Origin of the sequence: Snuella sedimenti (genome assembly GCF_016428595.1) — a bacterium.
In the GTDB taxonomy this organism is placed as follows: domain Bacteria; phylum Bacteroidota; class Bacteroidia; order Flavobacteriales; family Flavobacteriaceae; genus Snuella; species Snuella sedimenti.
Map to the genome: position 1 here is coordinate 1 of NZ_JAELVQ010000027.1, position 20,242 is coordinate 20,242.

18 protein-coding genes are annotated in these 20,242 nt (G+C 35.1%); 10 read left to right on the forward strand and 8 right to left on the reverse strand.

Annotated elements, in window-relative coordinates; genetic code table 11:
- Positions 1 to 214: 214 nt before the first annotated feature.
- From JF259_RS15185 to lon, 4 genes are all read right to left on the reverse strand, one after another.
- Positions 215 to 841 (reverse strand): peptidase associated/transthyretin-like domain-containing protein, encoded by a 627-nt coding sequence (locus tag JF259_RS15185; protein ID WP_199116555.1) that lies wholly within the window; start codon positions 839 to 841, stop codon positions 215 to 217.
- Between the two features lie 203 nt (positions 842 to 1,044).
- On the reverse strand, positions 1,045 to 1,743 hold the full coding sequence (cmk, locus tag JF259_RS15190; RefSeq protein ID WP_199116557.1) for a (d)CMP kinase: 699 nt from the start codon (positions 1,741 to 1,743) through the stop codon (positions 1,045 to 1,047).
- A gap of 5 nt (positions 1,744 to 1,748) precedes the next feature.
- Positions 1,749 to 2,768, reverse strand: a complete 1,020-nt coding sequence (gene porQ, locus JF259_RS15195) for a type IX secretion system protein PorQ (protein WP_199116559.1) — start codon at positions 2,766 to 2,768, stop codon at positions 1,749 to 1,751.
- A 174-nt stretch (positions 2,769 to 2,942) separates the two neighbouring features.
- Positions 2,943 to 5,393 (reverse strand): endopeptidase La, encoded by a 2,451-nt coding sequence (gene lon, locus JF259_RS15200; protein WP_199116561.1) that lies wholly within the window; start codon positions 5,391 to 5,393, stop codon positions 2,943 to 2,945.
- 257 nt (positions 5,394 to 5,650) lie between these two features.
- Here lon and JF259_RS15205 point away from each other — a divergent pair, with 257 nt between their 5' ends.
- Complete coding sequence (locus tag JF259_RS15205) at positions 5,651 to 6,445, forward strand: hypothetical protein (protein WP_199116563.1); 795 nt, start codon at positions 5,651 to 5,653, stop codon at positions 6,443 to 6,445.
- A gap of 110 nt (positions 6,446 to 6,555) precedes the next feature.
- On the opposite strand, the gene JF259_RS15210 is transcribed toward JF259_RS15205, so the two are convergent.
- The gene (locus JF259_RS15210) at positions 6,556 to 7,206 is read right to left on the reverse strand and encodes a rhomboid family intramembrane serine protease (protein WP_199116565.1); all 651 of its coding nucleotides are present in this window, start codon (positions 7,204 to 7,206) and stop codon (positions 6,556 to 6,558) included.
- A 160-nt stretch (positions 7,207 to 7,366) separates the two neighbouring features.
- On the opposite strand from JF259_RS15210, the gene JF259_RS15215 reads away from it, so the two are divergent.
- Positions 7,367 to 8,245, forward strand: a complete 879-nt coding sequence (locus tag JF259_RS15215) for a lysophospholipid acyltransferase family protein (RefSeq protein WP_199116566.1) — start codon at positions 7,367 to 7,369, stop codon at positions 8,243 to 8,245.
- Between the two features lie 15 nt (positions 8,246 to 8,260).
- On the opposite strand, the gene JF259_RS15220 is transcribed toward JF259_RS15215, so the two are convergent.
- The gene (locus JF259_RS15220; protein ID WP_199116568.1) at positions 8,261 to 8,923 is read right to left on the reverse strand and encodes an ATP-binding cassette domain-containing protein; all 663 of its coding nucleotides are present in this window, start codon (positions 8,921 to 8,923) and stop codon (positions 8,261 to 8,263) included.
- A gap of 308 nt (positions 8,924 to 9,231) precedes the next feature.
- Positions 9,232 to 10,623: a phosphoglucosamine mutase gene (glmM, locus tag JF259_RS15225; RefSeq protein ID WP_199116569.1), complete on the reverse strand. Its 1,392-nt coding sequence runs from the start codon at positions 10,621 to 10,623 to the stop codon at positions 9,232 to 9,234.
- 70 nt (positions 10,624 to 10,693) lie between these two features.
- On the opposite strand from glmM, the gene JF259_RS15230 reads away from it, so the two are divergent.
- The 5 genes from JF259_RS15230 to JF259_RS15250 all read left to right on the forward strand — a co-directional run bounded on the left by JF259_RS15230 (position 10,694) and on the right by JF259_RS15250 (position 14,852).
- Entirely contained in the window at positions 10,694 to 11,281 is a 588-nt protein-coding gene (locus JF259_RS15230; RefSeq protein WP_199116570.1) for an acyl carrier protein phosphodiesterase, read from the forward strand.
- 16 nt (positions 11,282 to 11,297) lie between these two features.
- Positions 11,298 to 12,983 (forward strand): gamma-glutamyltransferase, encoded by a 1,686-nt coding sequence (gene ggt / locus JF259_RS15235; RefSeq protein WP_199116571.1) that lies wholly within the window; start codon positions 11,298 to 11,300, stop codon positions 12,981 to 12,983.
- Between the two features lie 82 nt (positions 12,984 to 13,065).
- Complete coding sequence (locus JF259_RS15240) at positions 13,066 to 13,779, forward strand: hypothetical protein (RefSeq protein WP_199116572.1); 714 nt, start codon at positions 13,066 to 13,068, stop codon at positions 13,777 to 13,779.
- 113 nt (positions 13,780 to 13,892) lie between these two features.
- Entirely contained in the window at positions 13,893 to 14,126 is a 234-nt protein-coding gene (locus JF259_RS15245) for a thioredoxin family protein (protein ID WP_199116573.1), read from the forward strand.
- Positions 14,127 to 14,252: 126 nt separating this feature from the next.
- The gene (locus JF259_RS15250; protein ID WP_199116574.1) at positions 14,253 to 14,852 is read left to right on the forward strand and encodes a MarR family winged helix-turn-helix transcriptional regulator; all 600 of its coding nucleotides are present in this window, start codon (positions 14,253 to 14,255) and stop codon (positions 14,850 to 14,852) included.
- Positions 14,853 to 14,935: 83 nt separating this feature from the next.
- On the opposite strand, the gene JF259_RS15255 is transcribed toward JF259_RS15250, so the two are convergent.
- The gene (locus JF259_RS15255) at positions 14,936 to 15,460 is read right to left on the reverse strand and encodes a hypothetical protein (RefSeq protein ID WP_199116575.1); all 525 of its coding nucleotides are present in this window, start codon (positions 15,458 to 15,460) and stop codon (positions 14,936 to 14,938) included.
- Between the two features lie 598 nt (positions 15,461 to 16,058).
- On the opposite strand from JF259_RS15255, the gene JF259_RS15260 reads away from it, so the two are divergent.
- The 3 genes from JF259_RS15260 to JF259_RS15270 all read left to right on the forward strand — a co-directional run bounded on the left by JF259_RS15260 (position 16,059) and on the right by JF259_RS15270 (position 20,241).
- Entirely contained in the window at positions 16,059 to 16,430 is a 372-nt protein-coding gene (locus JF259_RS15260; protein WP_199116576.1) for a hypothetical protein, read from the forward strand.
- 173 nt (positions 16,431 to 16,603) lie between these two features.
- Positions 16,604 to 19,438, forward strand: coding sequence for an excinuclease ABC subunit UvrA (gene uvrA, locus JF259_RS15265; RefSeq protein ID WP_199116577.1), 2,835 nt, complete (start codon positions 16,604 to 16,606; stop codon positions 19,436 to 19,438).
- 113 nt (positions 19,439 to 19,551) lie between these two features.
- Positions 19,552 to 20,241: an LOG family protein gene (locus JF259_RS15270; RefSeq protein ID WP_199116578.1), complete on the forward strand. Its 690-nt coding sequence runs from the start codon at positions 19,552 to 19,554 to the stop codon at positions 20,239 to 20,241.
- Position 20,242 lies beyond the last annotated feature (1 nt).

Sequence of the window (20,242 nt, forward strand, 5' to 3'; positions counted from 1 at the left end):
GCTAAAGTTTGTACTTTTATTCATATCTGGTTTTGTGGTAAAACAAGATATAAAGCAAAGCGGGAAATCCAACTATGGAAATCCCGCTTTTAAAAAACTTTATCGGACACTAATGATTAATAATGTTATTGGCTTTTATACTTAACTCTATGCAGCAAGCAAAAAAGCTCCAAATTAAACTAGGAGCTTATGGATATATTATAAATGTATGCTATTAGTTGAATTCCGGACGACTTTCTGATAGGTAAATATCTCTGGTTGCAACTTGCATAGTTCCTTTTTTATCGAGTCGCAGCATGCTTTTAACTACTTCTGAACGACAGGCTAGCGTTAAATCGGCTATTAAAGGATCGTCATCGAAAAAGAAAGGACTCATATCGTATTCAGGATTCCCTTGTACTTTAATCACTCTATTGATTTGTTTCAGTTCTTTTGTACGTAAAAATTTTCCCGGCATGAAAGTGTAAAATGTATATCGTCCATCTGCATCGGTCTTTATCCAAGCTCTATGGTGCACGTAACGCTTACGGTTACTATCTCGTTTCATTACAAAATGTCCATTTTCATCAGGCTGACAGATGTAAAGGATAACATCCTTGGCCGGTGTTTTTCTGTCCTTCTCATAAATAATTCCGGTAACCATAAGTTTATTTGAAGCCGTTTCAAAACCTGGAACTGTATCTGTATTATTCAGCTGTTTTTCCGAATAATCGTAAATAGGGTTTCGTTTCTTGTAATTGGCAGGTATCTCCATTGAAACACTTGCTAATTCCTGAGCTTGTATTGTATAGTAAGAACCCACAAAACAGACAATGCAAAAGAAACTTATTAGATTTTTCATGAGGCATTATATTAAATTCGTTTAAAATTATACAATTCAGTTCATTACAACCTAAAAAATCATATGAACTAAAAAAATAAACGATGAAACGAATAAATAAGATCATTCAAGGTTCTAAAAGACCAAATAACCGTTATTGTTCGATTCGATAGTAAAAATTTAAATTCCGTAATTTTCCCTCAAGGCAGTTTGTTCTCCAAACGTTACGCTCTTAAAATAGCCTTATTTACCAGATCGCTTATTATTTCGAACTGCTCTTCAACAGACATGTTGGAATTATCTATTTCAATAGCATCCTTGGCCTTTACTAAAGGTGAATCCTTTCTGTTGGAGTCCATATAATCACGTTCTTGAACATTTTTCAATACAGCATTGTAGTCTACCCTATCCCCTCGTTCAATAAGCTCTTTATAACGTCGTTCAGCACGGGTTCCTGCCGATGCTGTCACAAATAATTTTAAATCGGCATTAGGAAAAACAACAGTCCCAATATCACGCCCATCCATAACAACGCCTTTATTTTCACCTATTTTACGTTGCTGATCAACCAATTGCTTTCTTACTTCTGGGACAGCTGCCACTTTACTTACAAAGCCTGATACTTCCAAAGTACGTATGTTTTTTTCCACATTAATCCCATTTAAATAGACTTCTGCAAAACCAAGCGCTTCATTAAATACAAAACTAATATCAATAGTTGGCAATTGCTCAATAAGTGTTTCTACTTTAAAATAGGTCTCTCCTATGAAGTTATTTTGCATAGCATAAAGTGTAACCGCTCTATACATAGCACCAGAATCTACATAGACATATCCCAACTGCTTTGCTAGCTGCTTTGCAATAGTACTTTTTCCTGTTGAAGAAAAGCCATCAATGGCTATGGTTATTTTTTTATTGTTCATCTTAATTATTGCAAGTCTATTTGTAGTCCAAAAAAGTTTGAGTTCGCTGCACTTGTATACTTAGCATGGGCATAGCTAAATCGCATTTTGTTCATTTTAATTGAAAAACCAGCCGACAACCCCGAAAAATTACGTTGATCTACAATTCTTAATTCTTCAGATCGTCTAAAGTTGTATCCCAATCTTAAATTAAAACCTCCCTGAGGGAAAATTTCCGCTCCTATAATGGTGTGCCTAATAACTTGACCTAAAAACCCTATTTTTTCTTCAGTTTGGTTGCCACTTAAATCACTTTCAACCCGAGAAGGATTAGGTCGTGCTATAGGCCATTCCTGTAAATTCTCAAGCGTTACATGCCATCGTATTGGAACATGTTCTAGCGTTTGAGACATACCAAAATCTACTTCAAATGGCAAAGGTTCGTTTAAGCCTGCATAAGTAGTAATCTGTGTTCCCAAGTTTCTAACTGCTATGGCTGCATGAAAATCCAAGTCTTCGTTAATGTAAAGCAATCCCAAATCAATTGCTGCCCCAAAGGAGCTATATTGTTCTAGCTTGGAGGTTATTAATTTTAAATTACCTCCACAATAAAAATCAGAATATCCTATTTGGAATGCATACCCCATGGACAAGGCAGCTTCACTACCAGAAAATGTTCCCGTTGCATTTCCGTTCTCATCATAACCATCAAATGATCCATAATTAATATAGGTAATACCTCCATGCAGCGTTTGTGTATGTCGGTCTACATTATAGGCATAAGCACCAGAACCATAGCCTATACCTCCTAAATAACTCACATAATTTATGGCCAACTGGTTATGCATTTCAACATTAATGGTCGCTGGGTTATATAATCCCTGAGTTACATCATAATCTACATTAGTCAAAATTTTACCTCCCAATGCAGCTTGACGTGGAGACGCCATTAAATTGAGAAATTGATAGGTAGTTTCACCCCCAACTTGGGAATAAGTCAACACAGAAAAAAGTAAACATAAAATGGTGGTTATTGTTCTTAGCATACGATACCACAAAGTAAACAAATCTATCTTAAAACGGTAGTACCTTTCTTTTATTTTAAGAAGTTATCTTGACTTTTTACAAATTATAAAAAAACCTCGATGGGCATCGAGGTTTTAGAAGAATTTTTTGAAACGAACTATCCCCGAGGCAGAGCCTCAAGGAATTCTTTTCAATTAAAAGGTTTTTGCATTTTTAACCTTTTGATTTGTAAGAGCTATTTTAATCACATCGCTCATATCGGTTACGTAATGAAATGTTAAGCCTTTTAAATACTCTGGCTTAATCTCTTCTATGTCCCTTCGATTTTCTTCACAAAGCAAAATTTCTTTTATACGCGCACGTTTTGCAGCAAGAATCTTTTCTTTTATCCCGCCTACAGGCAATACTTTGCCCCTTAGCGTTATTTCTCCTGTCATAGCTAAACTCTTTTTCACTTTACGTTGGGTAAATAACGACACAAGAGATGTTAGCATGGTTACACCTGCACTTGGGCCATCTTTAGGAGTAGCCCCTTCTGGTACGTGTATGTGCACATTATATTTATCGAAAACTTCCTGGTTTATGCCAAATTCATCAGCATTCGATTTAATAAATTCCATAGCAATGGTTGCCGATTCTTTCATCACCTTACCTAGGTTACCGGTAATGGTAAGCCCTCCTTTTCCTTTGGATAAAATGGATTCTATAAATAAAATATCACCGCCAACACGTGTCCATGCTAAACCAGTAACTACACCGGCTACGTTGTTATTTTCGTATTTATCACGTTCTAATTTAGGAGCTCCCAAGACCTCCACAACATCCTCATTGGTTACTTTTACATTATAACCTTCTTCCATAGCAATGTTTTTAGCTGCATAGCGTACCATTTTTGCTATTTGTTTCTCTAAACCACGAACACCAGACTCACGTGTATAGCCTTCTACAATTTTTTCCAATTGGGGCTTAGCAATCTTTAAATCGTCACCTGTTAAGCCGTGCTCTTTTAATTGCTTAGGCAGTAAATGACGTTTAGCTATTTCTACTTTTTCTTCTATAGTGTATCCTGTAACATTAATAATCTCCATACGATCCAACAAAGCAGGCTGGATGGTAGACAAACTATTGGATGTTGCAATAAACATAACTTTAGAAAGGTCGTAGCCCATTTCTAAAAAGTTATCGTAAAACTCATTGTTTTGCTCTGGATCCAACACTTCTAACATTGCTGATGATGGATCTCCCTGATGTGAATTTGTTAATTTATCAATTTCATCCAAAACAAACACTGGATTAGAGGTACCTGCTTTTTTAAGACTTTGAATGATACGTCCTGGCATGGCTCCAATATATGTTTTTCTATGACCTCGTATTTCGGCTTCGTCTCTTAGTCCTCCTAATGAAATGCGTACATATTCCCTACCTAATGCTTCAGCTATCGATTTGCCAAGCGATGTTTTACCTACACCGGGAGGCCCATAAAGGCATAAAATGGGCGATTTCATATCGTTACGAAGCTTCAAAACAGCAAGATATTCTATAATACGGCGCTTAACATCCTCCAATCCAAAATGATCTCGGTCTAATATCTTTTTAGCACGTTTTAAATCAAATTTATCCTCGCTAAACTCGTCCCATGGCAAGTCCAAAAAGAGTTCTAAATAGTTCCTCTGAATGGAATACTCGGCCACTTGGGGATTCATGCGTTGTAGTTTAGCTATTTCCTTTTCGAAATGCTTTGCTACTTTTTCATCCCATAACTTCTCTTCGGCTAACAATTTCATTTCTTCAATTTCCTGATCATGGCTTACGCCTCCCAGTTCTTCTTGAATGGTTTTCATTTGCTGATGCAGAAAATACTCTCGCTGTTGCTGATTCATATCCATTTGAACACGAGACTGAATGTCGTTTTTAAGTTCCAATTTTTGGAACTCAACATTCATATACTTAAGGGTTGCAAGTGCGCGTTTCTGTAAATCGTTTATTTCCAAAAGTGCTTGTTTTTCGTCTACAGAAAGATTCATGTTAGACGAAACAAAGTTCACTAAAAACGAACTACTCTCTATGTTCTTAATGGCAAATGATGCTTCACTTGGAATATTGGGGCTATCTTTTATTATTCGTAATGCCAAATCCTTTATAGACTCAATAATTGCTAAAAACTCTGGGTTATTAATAGCAGGTTTTGCTTCTGGAATGTCACGAATGGTCGCATTCATATAAGGTTCTTCCGTAATGACTTCTGCCACTTTAAAGCGTTTTTTCCCTTGAATAATGACAGTTACATTTCCATCTGGCATTTTTAAAACGCGTAAAATACGGGCAACAGTACCAGTATCATGGATATCCTTTGCTGTTGGGTCTTCTACAGATTCATCTTTTTGAGCAACAACACCTATTACTTTACTACTATTGTTTGCATCATTAATCAATTTAATGGATTTATCGCGTCCGGCAGTAATAGGTATAACAACTCCTGGAAACAATACCGTATTTCGCAACGAAAGTATTGGTAAGGTCTCAGGTAGGGATTCGTTATTGATCTCTTCTTCGTCTTCAGGTGTCATTAATGGAATTAATTCTGAGTTTTCATCAAATTCCTGTAATGACAAACTGTCAAGGCCTATAAAATTAGATTTTTTCATATATACATTTAAGTCAATTTGTCATTAAAACAAGCTTGACGTTTTTTATAAATTATTTTTTTAATCCTTTAAACCACTTACAAGCACTATTTTAAGGCTTTATAGGTAGTATTTACAATATTATAAATTCAATTGTTGTGCCACACTTAATAACGGCAAAGCTAAAGAAGAGTAAAAATTTGTTTTAAAAAAAACTTTTACAAAACTATTTGTAAGACAATACTCTTATATTTGTAGCTTAATTTTAATACAACATTATGAATTTAAAACAATTTTTACTAGTAACTTTATTTATTAGTGTATTAGCATGTAGTAGTGAATCTGATGACTCTAAAGAAACTCCAAATGATGGGGTACTTGTTGAGAAAATAATTTATGACAAGGGAACTGAAGATGAGTATACCGAAACTTTTATTTATGATGGTAATAAGCTAATGAGTGTAGACTATGGAGATGGCTACAAAAATGTTTATACCTATGATGACAATGATAATTTAATTAAAGATGACGCTTACGCAGAAAATGAGTTAGCAGTTACTATAGCTTTAGAATATAATTCTGAGAATAAGGTAACAAGTTATACAGAAACTTTTTACGAAGGTTCTGGGTTAGAAGGAATCTACAAATATGAACTTACTTATAATAATGATGACACCATCACTGTAAAAGTTTATAAAAAAGCGTCAAGCTCAGACTTTGAATTAAAGTATACTGAAACAATTACCTTAAACGGAAAAAACATTGTAAAAATAGTACACGATGATGATTACACTGAATCGTATACATATGACAATAAAAATAGCCCCTTTAAAAATATTCATGCTATTGAAGTCTTAAACCTATTAAGCAATCATGAATATGGTGCTGAAATTTATTCTAACACCCACAACATTATTAGTTTTGTAGAAAGTGGTGATAGTATAAGTGACAACTATAATGATACCTACGAATATACGTATAACGAAAATAATTATCCAAAAACAGGTATAGCAACCTATTCATATGGTAATCTAGAGGACGAAGTTTCTACTATAGAGTTTGTCTACAAATAAATAGATCTGATTGATTAATTAAAAAGGGCTGTCCAAAAAAATCGACAGCCCTTTTTATATGGAAAGCAGTGTACTAATGATTATAACATATCCATTTCTCAGAACATCGTCTACATTTTCCCAGCTTTTTTTAAAACATACAACAAAACAATTGGTATCGCCAATAAGACAATCATAAACAAGTTCGTTTTTAGCAACCAAGGAGCTAAAATTAGGGTTAAAATATAACCTCCAACAGCCCCTCCAACATGGGCATCATGCCCAATATTACCTAAGCTTTTCTTCATGCCATAAATAGAATACAATAAATAGCCAATACCAAAAATATAAGCAGGAATGGGGATAGGGATAAAGAATATATACAAGCTCATCCCAGGTTGTAATAATATAGCAGCATAAATAATGCCCATAACAGCACCACTTGCACCAACAGCACTATAATGGTATTCTTGCTTATGGAAATACAACGACACCAAACTTCCCATTAAAAGGCTTCCTACATATATAATTATAAAACTGGAAACACTCATTAGATTTATAACAACTTCAGCAAAAAAATAAAGGGAAAACATATTAAAGAATAAATGGGCATTATCTACATGCAAGAACCCTGAACTAAACAAGCGCACCTTCTCTCCTCTCTGTACAGCCCCAACATTGAACTTATATTTTTCAAAAAAACCAAAATCACCAAATCCCTTATAGGATATTATAACATTTGCAACAATTATAACGATCGTAACTAAATCTAACTTACCCATTAATATACACTTTAAAATAAAAAATATTGATTTCCTTTAATTTTGAACAAACAAATCTAAACGAAAAAATGATATTGTCCCTTGCTTTAACTAATTAAATACATTTTCTTTTCAGTTAAAATATAACATATCTTTGCACTTGAAAACCTAAAATTATTTCATGCAATTCTTAATATATTTGCTGGTCTACCCACTTTTATGGGTGATTTCCAAACTACCTTTTAAAATTCTTTACTTAATATCTGACGGACTATATGTTTTAGTGTATCACATTATTGGCTATAGAAAAAAAGTAGTTACCGAAAACCTAAATCTTGTCTTTCCTGATAAAACAGAAAAAGAAATAGCTTCCATAAGAAAAAAGTTTTACAGACACCTATGTGATATGTTTTTAGAAATGGCCAAGACCATGTCCATTACAAACAAAACTCTAGAAAAACGCTTTAAGATTGTTAACCCTGAAGAGTTTGAACGTTTAGAAGGTCTTAATAAAAGTATTATTTTAATGTTTGGTCATTATGCCAGTTGGGAATGGACTATCGTACTGCAAAACTACATAAACTTTAAAGCCCTAGCTGTTTACAAGAAATTAGCAAACAAGCATTTTGACAAGCTGGTAAGGGATATTCGTTCTAAATTCGATTTAACATTAATAAGTACAAAGGAAACGATTAACACTATTAACAACAACGAAATCAATAATATTAAAAGTATAACGGGCTTTTTAAGCGACCAGTCTCCCCGACTATCAAAAGATGTGTACTGGGGGGAGTTTATGGGTATAGAAATACCTTGTTTTACAGGTGCCGAACGCTTAGCCAAAAAATTAGATTTAACGACGGCCTTTCTAAAGGTTACTAAAGTAAAACGTGGTTTTTACGAGGCTAAAATTATAACCCTTGCAGAAGATTCCAGAGAATATCCCGATTACGAATTAACAAATATGTTTTTACGGGAAGTTGAAAAACAAATAACAGAAGCCCCCGAATATTATTTTTGGACACATAAACGTTGGAAACACAGAGAAAAAAAGCAATAGTTCAAGATTCTAATGTTACAAATCTGGTATGTAACCATACCTGTACAGTTCATCCAAATGATTGATTTGTTTAATCGCGCCATCAAAAACGATATGCCACGTATTGGCCACATCCAAAACATTTCTATAGTCATGATCCGTTAAAATAATGCCTTTGGTTAATGCGGCTTGCCGTATTAAATCCTTTATAGTGTCTATTAATACCGGAGCAACACCATTAAAAGGTTCGTCTAACAAAACAAATTTTGAACTACTTTCCAAGAGAAGTTTAATTTCTAAATACCTTAACTCTCCACCCGACAGACTAGACACTTTTTGCCCCCATAATTTCACCAATAATTGATCATCTAAAAAAGAAACAACCCTATTTTCCCCTAAATATGCCGCAACTATAGTTTCTATCTTTAAATTGTGCGGTAAAAAATTATCTTGAGGTAAATAAGTGATTAGACCTGTTTCCTTATAAGGTTTATTATAAACTTTCCCATTGCTCTTAATAAACTTCCTATCTGCCAAAACAGTTCCGAATAAAATTTTTAAAAGCGTGGATTTTCCCGAACCATTTCTCCCTAAAAGGCCTACTATATTCCCCGTTTCACATTTTAAATAAATGTCTGTAAGGACCTGTTTGCCATTATAAGATTTAATAACGCTATCTATTTCAAGTATATCAGGCATAGAGTCGTTATTGAAATTAAAATGATAACAAAGAAGACATTAACAAGATAATTCGCTAACATCAATTGAATTTTTGTTATACCCACATTGTAATAATAGTAATATGTGTTCTTATGCGTTATTTCTTTGTACCCCAAACTAATGAGAAACCCCACAGAGCAAAACATGCCTCCAAAAACCAAAACAGATTTTGCAATAATCCCAAATGTTACCGAGATTAAAAAATTAATAAGAAAGGTACTTTTATAAAATTGCCAATATATACGTCCTTTGTTTTGCATGTAACCAATAGCTTCCCTTTAGTGGTATTATAAACTTTTAGCGATCTCACCAATCTCACCAATAAACTTATCTGCCAGCGTATTTGCTTCGGTTTGTGATTTCGCTTCTGTATAAACGCGAATAATGGGCTCTGTATTGCTCTTTCTTAAATGCACCCAATTTTCAGGAAAATCAATTTTAACACCATCAATTGTTGACACATTTTCATCTTGGTAACGATTTGCTATAGCTTCTAAAATACCGTCCACATTTAAATTGTGGGTTAATTCAATTTTCTTCTTACTCATGAAATAGTTAGGATATGATTTTCGCAACGCGCTCACACGCATTTTCTTGTCTGCCAATAAACTCAAAAACAAAGCCACACCAACAAGGGCATCACGACCGTAATGTGATTCTGGGTAAATGATGCCTCCATTTCCTTCACCACCAATAACCACATTATTTTTTTTCATCAAGTTTACCACATTCACCTCTCCAACAGCACTTGCCTCATAGGTGCCCCCATAGGCTTCTGTTATATCTTTTAAGGCTCTGGTCGAACTCATATTACTCACCGTATTACCTGGTGTTCTACTAAGTACGTAATCGGCACAGGCTACGAGTGTATATTCTTCACCAAACATCTCTCCATTTTCATCTACAAATGCCAAACGATCGACATCTGGATCCACTACTATACCAAAATCGGCATGCTCTTCAACCACTTTCTTTGATAAATCAGCCAAATGTTCCTTTAAAGGTTCGGGATTATGCGGAAAATGTCCTGTTGGTTCACAATACAACTTTACAACATCAACCCCTAAACGCTCTAACAATAATGGAATCGCTATTCCTCCCGTAGAATTCACACCATCGACCACAACCTTAAACCTAGCCTCTTCAATAGCTTTAACAGTCACTAACGACAAGTCTAAAACTTCAATAATATGTAAATCGATGTATGCACGGTTTTTTGTGATCTTTCCTAAGTTATCAACATCCGAGAAATCGATATTACCCCCCTCAGCAATTTCTAAAATTTTTGCGCCTTCGGCTGCATTTAAAAATTCTCCCTTTTCGTTTAATAGTTTTAAAGCGTTCCATTGTTTTGGATTATGACTGGCTGTTAGAACAATTCCGCCATCGGCATGTTCCATTGGTACAGCAATCTCCACCGTGGGTGTTGTAGACAGCTCCAAATCAATAACATGAATACCTTGAGCTACCAATGTGTTCATGACAAGGTTCTGAATCATCTTACCCGAAATACGGGCATCTCTCCCTACTACAACGCTGTAATTATCCTTATTGCGTTGCTGCTTTATCCAAGCTCCATAAGCAGCTGCAAATTTAACGGCGTCAAAAGGTGTCAAGTTATCACCTGCTTGTCCGCCAATTGTTCCCCTAATTCCTGAAATTGATTTTATGAGTGTCATTGTAAGTTAGTTTTGTAATATATACACAAATATACAGCTATTCTTAATTCCTAATTCGTAAATTACACCAATGAATTACTTAGCCCATATTTACCTTTCGGGAGATAATAGCTTGGTGACTATTGGTAATTTTATTGCCGATACTATTAAAGGTAGCTCTTACAAGGATTACCCCAAACCCATTCAAATTGGGGTGTTACTGCATCGACATATCGATACGTTTACAGATGCCCATTCTGTAGTTAGACAAAGTACCAAACGCCTTCACGCAAAATACAGTCATTATTCCGGAGTTATTGTCGACATTCTTTACGATCATTTTTTAGCTAAAAATTGGGAGCAATACAGTTCAACTCCACTAGATGTCTATGCACATAATTTTTACGATTCATTGGATAAACATTACGATATATTGCCTTTGCGTGTTAAAAAAATGATGCCATATATGATGGCAGATAATTGGTTAGTGAGCTACGCTTCAATTGAAGGTATAGCAAAAGTTTTGTGGGGCATGGATCGAAGAACCAAAAATAAATCTGGTATGCATGGGGCTGTTCATGAGCTTGAAGTTTTTTATTCTGATTTTGAATCGGAATTTACACTGTTTTTTAATGAACTTATCACCTTTTCAAAGCATAAACTAATTGAGCTTTCTTAAATTATTTTCCTCAGTCATGAAATACTTTCTAATTACCATTCTAAGTACCTTTTTTTTATTTGCATCGTGTAATAAAAAAATAACTAAGAGAGGGCTTATAACCAAACATGCCATGGTCGTATCTGCTCGAGAAGAAGCTTCAAAAATTGGTAGCGATATATTGAAAAAAGGCGGTAATGCTTTTGATGCCATGGTTGCGACAGAGCTGGCCTTAGCTGTAGCCTATCCCTATGCTGGTAATATTGGTGGCGGTGGCTTTATGGTTTACAGAAAACATGATGGCAAAACAGGCTGTTTAGATTATAGGGAAAAAGCACCTTTGCAAGCAACAAAATCCATGTATCTGGATAAAGACCATAATATTATTCCTGAAAAAAGTACTTTAGGAGCTATGGCCATTGGTATTCCCGGTACTATTGCCGGTATATTTGCCGTACACGAAAAATTTGGCACTTTACCAATTCAAGAAATCTTTCAGCCCGTAATCGATTTAGCAAACAACGGTGTTGTTGTGACAGAAAAGCAAGCCAAACAAATTTACAGTAAACAAGCTGATTTTTTAAAAGTCAATAAAGACACTATCCTTTTTTCTAACGAGTGGAAAATAAACGACACCATTATCCAAACCAACCTAGGAAGAACTCTAACACGTATTATGCAAAATGGACGTGATGAGTTTTACAAAGGAGAAACCGCAAAAACACTTTCAAGGTTCATACAAGATAATGGTGGTATTATTACAGAGGAAGATTTAGCAAAATACGAAGCCAAGTGGCGTAACCCTATTATATTTGAATACGATGACTTAAAAATCATCTCTATGTCTCCTCCTTCCAGTGGTGGTATTTGCTTAGCACAAATTATGAAAATGATAGAACCTTTCGATCTTCATAATTATGGGCATAACACATTAAAAACCATTCAAATACTAACTGAAGCTGAGCGCCGTTCGTATGCTGACAGAAGCTTTTATCTTGCCGACCCCGACTTTGTAAACATTCCTAGTATAGAATTGCTAGATAGTACGTACCTAAAAAAGCGTATGGCCAATTTTTCTTTTGAAAAGGCGACGAGATCAAGCGAGGTATCCCATGGCAAAATTGAAATAGTTGAAAGTAATGAAACAACGCACTACTCCATAATTGATCAGTTCGGAAATGCTGTTTCGGCAACAACGACCCTAAACGGTGCTTACGGTTCAAAACTCTATTGTTCCGAACTTGGCTTCTTTCTAAACAATGAGATGGATGATTTTAGTAGCAAACCAGGAGTTCCAAATATGTTTGGTCTTATAGGCGGTGAGTCTAACAGTATTGCTCCAGGAAAGCGCATGTTAAGTTCTATGACCCCCACAATTATAGAAAAGAATGATGCTTTATTCATGGTTGTTGGAACACCTGGTGGGGCAACCATTATTACCACTGTTTTACAAACAATTTTGAATGTACACGAATTTGGTATGACCATGCAAGAAGCAGTAAATGCTCCACGATTTCATCACCAATGGCTTCCTGATGAAATTCGTATGGAACCCAACACTTTCAATATACATCTTATAAAAGAGCTGGAACACCTAGGGTATGAAATAACGACAAAGCACTCCCCTGTTATTGGTAAAGTCGACGGAATACTTGTTTTAGATGATAAAACGCTAGAGGGTGGTGCAGATAATCGAGGAGACGATACAGCCGTCGGTTTTTAAGTGTTTTCCTTTATTAGCTCGGTGGTATTTAATAATTTAGTCTCGGCACACTAAGCATTTGTAAACAAAAGCAATAGGACTAATGAAACCAAAAAAAACACTAAAGCTGGTTATTGGGATCTTTATATTTCTCACACTTCCCAGCATCTTGTTTTCAGGTTTTATGTTCTTTAAATACAATGAAGCACTTCCCACTGGCCAATCTGGAGAGCAAGCAGACTTGTTAGCACATAAAATGTTATCGGCTCTTAACTATGAAGCTTATAAAATCACAAATTATATTGAGTGGACCTATAAAAAAAGACGTCATTACGAATGGGAAAAAAGCAAGAATATATGCCATGTATATTGGAAAGAATATAAAGTAAGCCTAAACCTAAACGATCCTTCCAGTAGCAAAGCCTTTGTTCATAGCTTTATAGTGGAAAGTGATATTTCTAAAGACCTTATTACCAAAGCTAAAAAGTATTTTAAAAGAGATTCTTTTTGGCTTATAGCTCCCTATACTGTTTTTAACGAAGGAACCAAGCGAAAAATAGTCACAATTAACAATAATGAAGCTCTTTTGGTAACCTACACTTCAGGTGGGCTAGCTGCTGGAGACTCCTACTTATGGATATTGGATGAAGAAGGAAAACCGAAAAGTTTTAAAATGTGGACATCCGTATTACCGATCAATGGATTAGAAGCTACTTGGTCCGACTGGACTACTACAGAAAGTGGCGCCCAACTCCCAACATTTCATAAACTACTGGTTGCCGGATTTGAAATCAGTGCCATAAAAGGAACACAATAATTTCCTCGTTTCTTTAGTAATTAAAAAAAATCTGAAAAATTCATAGATAAATTTTATTTAGTTAGGATTCCTTACTATATTTGTGAACTAACAATTAATAAACTTTAGTAATTATGAGTAAATCCATTTTTTATCACGCAGGTTGTCCAGTATGTGTAAGTGCTGAACATGACATTTTAGATCTATTAGGTGCAAATAGTGTAGACATTGTAAACATAGGTGAAAACAAGTCTAGAATTGAAGAGGCAGAACAAGCTGGTGTTAAATCTGTTCCTGCATTATTAACGCCAAATGGAAATGTACTTCATATCAATTTTGGTGCATCCATTACCGATGTGAAAGGTTAGATTACAGTCCTAATCAATTAAAGCATATTTGGTTGAGTGCTATAATTGAAGTAGTAAATTGCAATTAATTAACTTTAGGATTGTTAAATTTGCCTGTCGTTCATTATTTCGGCAGGCATTTTAATTATGGAAGATACTATTTTTAATCCCAATGAAAAGCAGAGCATTTCTAGTAAAATTACTGTAGGACTAGAACGTATTTCTGAAGTTTTTAAAGTACTTCTTTGGGAAAAAGCCAAGTTGGTTGGCTTAAGTCCCATACAAATCCAAATACTTATTTTTATTGCATACCACCAACAAAACCTGTGCAATGTAAGTCATTTAGCCAAGGAGTTTAATGTTACCAAACCTACAATTAGCGATGCTGTTCGTGTTTTGCTACAAAAAGAACTTATAATAAAAAAAATTGCTTCAAATGATAGTAGAAGGTATTCCATAGCACTTTCAGAATCTGGTAATAAAATGGTTAGCGATACCGAGAATTTTGCTGCCCCGTTAAATACTCAGCTTAAGAATATTGCAACAGACGATCTAGAAAACCTTTTTAAAACACTCGCCAAATTAATTTACAAACTCAATCGTAGCGGGATATTAACCGTTCAGCGTACCTGCTATGGTTGTAAGTTTTATGCTCAGAAGGACAATAACGATTTTTGCAACTTACTTGATAAACCTCTTAAATCTGAAGAAATCCGATTGGACTGTCCCGAATTTAAAGAGGTTTGATATCATTAAATTATATTCATTTCAAATTACAGCAAGACCGTACGCTAACTAACGTCCTATTGACTTCAAGCAAACAGTCTAAATTATTTACTTCTTTGCCCAACAAAAAAGTGGTTCTTGGATTTAAACAATACATTAAACGTGGTTAAACTTCCATATATTCTGGTAATATACTGTTGCAAATCTATTTTACCCTGCTCATCCAAATCGCTGGAATTAATACGCTGCTCCATAACACGCAAGCGATCCCTAACCATTGTTATTTTATGAAAAAAAGTATCAATTGGAATTTCCTTTCCTTGCAGTGCCGAATCACCTGGCTGTAGGACTATGGTCCCGCCTTTCCATTTATCTGCTATTGGTACAATTTCAGAAACATCACTCCATTTCTTTAAAATTTTCACCAAACTACTTTCAACATCAAAAAAACTTACAGTATCCACATCGCCATCTGCTGCCTCTATTATTTCAAATTCACTATCAATAGCTATGGTTTCTAAACCTTTATCTATAAAAGTAACCCAATAATGTTGTGAGGTTACGTTGGTAACAACTCCCTTACCATAATCTGCATGATCGATTCTTGATCCAATCCCTAATAATTTCACGCGTTTAAATTTTTAGTTAATTATTGATTCTATTCTAATTATAAAATTTTGTTCTATACAAAACGCCTTTCATAAACTAACCTGCATATTAGCTACAATTTTAGTTTCCCTTTTGTATAGCTATTTCTAAAATAAGATAAAAATCTGATTTTGAAGACTAGCCCCCGGAGTATTTTAAATCTCGACTATTGAGAAATTAATTACTTAAAGTTCACTTTGTACATTCTGTATAAAAATACACAATCCACTTAATACATTACAAGAAAAAAACAACATGTTTTTACCATAAACAAGTTCAATCTTCCCTTTTAAAATTCTTAATATTTTGTTAAAATTCAATTTTAACTTTACGCTCAACACCCCCCTTTAAATGTAGGGGTATCTATAAATTTTCGCCTCATAGAACACACCTTCCCATACCCAAAATCAGGCATCAATTAAAAGTAAGCTAACTACATTTTCACCTACCCTCATTTATGAGGAGGTTACACCTCTTACCCTACAATACAATAAAGGTTAAATATTTCTAAAGCCACTTTAAAATATGTAGATTAAACCATTATTTTGTTCAAAATTCTAAAAAATAATTTTATTGATTATGAAAAAAATACTACTTATACTTTTATTGGTAACCGGATACAGTTATGCAAATGATTTAAACACTGTGAGCTTTGATAATGACAAACCAAAAGTTGGAGATGTATTGGTTATAAACGCTACTTCAAACACCAAATACAACCATATAAGTTTTCCTAAATTAAACACCATAGTTAAAAGAGGCGGTTTAGCTAACTATAAGACTGTTCACGGTCAAAAAGTAATTATAAAAAAAGTAATTGATAACAACGACGGTAGTACAACCGTTGTGTTAGTAAGTAAGGATAAAACTAAATTCTTTGGTTTTTTAAAATCAGTGAAAGCCAACTACCACAAATCGGTCGATTCGGGTGAGTTATCTAAAATTAACTAATTTTACGTACTACAAACATTTAAGTTGTAAAAAGCCGTATATCCTTTATGCGGCTTTTATTTTTCTGCAAATCCTCAAAGTAATTTGCATTATCGCAAACTACATCAAAATTCAAGGCATTCCCTCCCAAGAAATTAACAACTAAAATTGTAACTTTGCAACTTTGCATTTCTATGAGTCAATTCGAAGAACATATTGAAGTAAAGGGGGCTAGAGTTCACAACCTTAAAAATATAGATGTTACCATACCTCGTGAAAAACTCGTGGTCATAACTGGGTTGTCTGGGAGCGGAAAATCTTCCTTAGCCTTCGATACCATTTATGCCGAAGGACAACGGCGTTATATAGAAACCTTTTCGGCTTATGCCCGTCAGTTTTTAGGAGGGTTGGAGCGTCCCGATGTCGATAAAATTGACGGACTATCGCCCGTCATAGCGATAGAACAGAAAACCACCAGTAAATCTCCTCGATCTACGGTAGGAACCATTACAGAGATTTATGATTTCATGCGTTTGCTCTTTGCGCGTGCGAGTGACGCTTACAGTTATAACACAGGTGATAAAATGGTTAGTTATAACGACGAACAAATTAAAGAGCTGATAATTAATGACTTTAAAGGTAAACGCATTAATATATTAGCTCCAGTAGTGCGGTCTCGTAAGGGGCATTATAGAGAATTATTTGAACAAATAGCCAAACAAGGCTTTGTTAAGGTAAGGACAGACGGTGAAATTAAAGACCTTGTAAAAGGCATGAAACTCGATCGCTATAAAACGCACGATATAGAAATTGTTATTGATCGGTTAATTATTAATGATACAGACGACAACGACAAGCGCCTTGCCGAATCTATTAATACAGCTATGTACCATGGCGATGATGTACTTTTAGTAATTGACCAAGACACTAACGAAACGCGTTATTTTAGCCGAAACCTAATGTGTCCCTCCTCTGGTATATCATATCCAAATCCAGAGCCCAACAATTTCTCTTTCAATTCCCCAAAAGGTGCTTGCCCCAACTGTAACGGTATTGGCGAATTATATCAAGTAAATGAAAACAAAATCATCCCGGACGCTTCATTATCCATTAAAAATGGCGCTATTGCACCCCATGGCCCCGAAAAGAACAGTTGGATATTCAAACAATTAACAACCATTGCGCAACGCTTTGATTTTAAATTAACCGACGCCTATAAAAGTATACCCGAGCCTGCTAAACAAATGATTTTATATGGAGGTAACGAAAAGTTTTCCATAGAAAGCAAAACACTTGGCGTTACGCGCGATTATAAAATAGAGTTCGAAGGTGTCGCCAATTTTATTGAAAACCAATATAAAAATGCCGATTCAACTTCTCTAAAACGTTGGGCTAAATCTTACATGGACAAAATTAAATGTCCAGACTGTCAAGGCTCTCGACTTAAAAAAGAAGCCCTTTATTTTAAAATACAAAACAAAAACATTGCAGAACTTGCGAACATGGACGTGGTTGAACTTTCTAAATGGTTCAACAGTTTACACGAGCACCTATCCGAAAAGCAACTAAAAATAGCGGAAGAAGTCATAAAAGAGATAAAATCCAGATTACAATTTCTACTAGATGTTGGCTTGGATTATCTTAGCCTTAACAGAAGCTCCAAATCCTTGTCTGGAGGTGAAGCACAACGCATTCGCCTGGCTACACAAATAGGTTCACAATTGGTAGGTGTTCTATATATTTTGGACGAACCAAGTATTGGTTTGCACCAACGTGACAACGAAAAACTAATTGATTCATTAGTGTCACTTCGAGATATTGGTAATTCGGTCATAGTCGTAGAACATGACAAAGATATGATTGAACGAGCCGATTATGTAATTGATATAGGGCCAAAGGCAGGAAAACATGGAGGGGAAATTATTAGTATTGGCGATCCAGACGCCCTTAAAACGCACCATACGCTTACTGCAGATTACTTAAACGGTAGCAAACAAATAGAAATCCCAAAAAAACGCAGGGAAGGAAATGGAAAAACACTTAGCCTAAAAGGCTGTACAGGAAACAACTTAAAAAACGTTTCTGTAAACCTCCCTTTAGGTAAAATGATTGGGGTTACCGGCGTTTCGGGAAGTGGTAAATCAACGCTAATAAACGAAACCCTCTACCCTATCCTAAATGCCCATTACTTTAATGGTGTTAAGAAACCGATGCCCTATAAAAGTATTAAAGGTCTTGAACACATCGATAAAGTCATAGACATTAACCAATCCCCTATAGGCAGAACCCCAAGAAGTAATCCAGCTACCTACACAGGAACCTTTAGTGAAATTAGAGCACTATTTGCAAAAATACCTGAAGCCATGATACGCGGTTACAAAGCCGGACGCTTTAGTTTTAATGTAGCTGGCGGGCGCTGCGAAACGTGTAAAGGCGGCGGGCTGCGCGTTATTGAAATGAACTTTCTTCCCGATGTATACGTTGAATGTGAAACATGCCAAGGGAAACGTTTTAATAGAGAAACCCTAGAAATTCGCTATAAAGGAAAATCTATTAGCGACGTCTTGGATATGACCATAAATGAAGCTGTGAAATTTTTTGAGCATATACCGAAAATTAACAATAAACTTAAAACAATAAAAGATGTTGGTTTAGGATATGTAACATTAGGTCAGCAAAGTACAACGCTCTCGGGAGGAGAAGCACAACGTATAAAACTCGCAACCGAACTAAGCAAGCGTGATACCGGCAATACCTTTTACATTCTTGATGAACCCACTACCGGATTGCATTTTGAGGATATAAGGGTACTCATGCTTGTATTGAACAAACTCGTTAATAAAGGCAATACCGTTTTAATCATTGAACATAATTTGGATGTCATTAAAACTGTAGATCATATTATTGATATTGGTTATGAAGGTGGTAAAGGTGGAGGTCAAATTGTTGTTGAGGGTACACCCGAAGAAGTTGCCAAGCACAAAAAAAGCTATACTGCCAAATTCCTAAAAAAAGAATTGGCACTATAAAAAATATTAGCCCCTTTTAACAACTAACAACTTCTAAAAAAATTAAATTTGAAGCATTGGCGTTATTTTACAAATGATTAACACTAATGAATTAACCTATTATAAAGTAATATATGAGAAAAGAAAAACACCACAAAGGGTGGAATGAAATAAAAACAAACGATTCATGGGCCATTTTTAAAATCATGGGAGAGTTTGTTAATGGTTTTGAAAAAATGAGTAAAATAGGGCCTTGTGTTTCTATTTTTGGTTCTGCACGAACAAAACCAGATAATCCTGAATATAAACTTGCCGTAAAAATAGCCAAACGTATTGTAGAATCAGGTTACGGTGTCATTACTGGAGGTGGGCCTGGAATTATGGAAGCTGGGAATAAAGGCGCTCATTTAGGAGGTGGTACTTCCGTTGGATTAAATATAGACCTTCCGTTTGAACAGCATGACAATCCTTACATAGATAATGACAAAAGTTTGGATTTCGATTATTTCTTTGTACGCAAAGTTATGTTCGTAAAATACTCACAAGGGTTTGTTGTTATGCCTGGAGGTTTTGGCACTTTAGACGAGCTTTTCGAGGCCATTACACTCATACAAACACATAAAATCGAAAAATTCCCAATTATCTTAGTTGGCACAGCATTTTGGGAAGGCCTTTTGGATTGGGTAAAAACAACCTTATTGGACAGGTTTCAAAACATTAGCGCCAAAGATCTTGATTTAATACATGTAGTAAATAACGAAGAAGAAGTTATAACCATATTGGATGCTTTCTATAAAGAATTCCAATTAAGCCCAAATTTCTAAG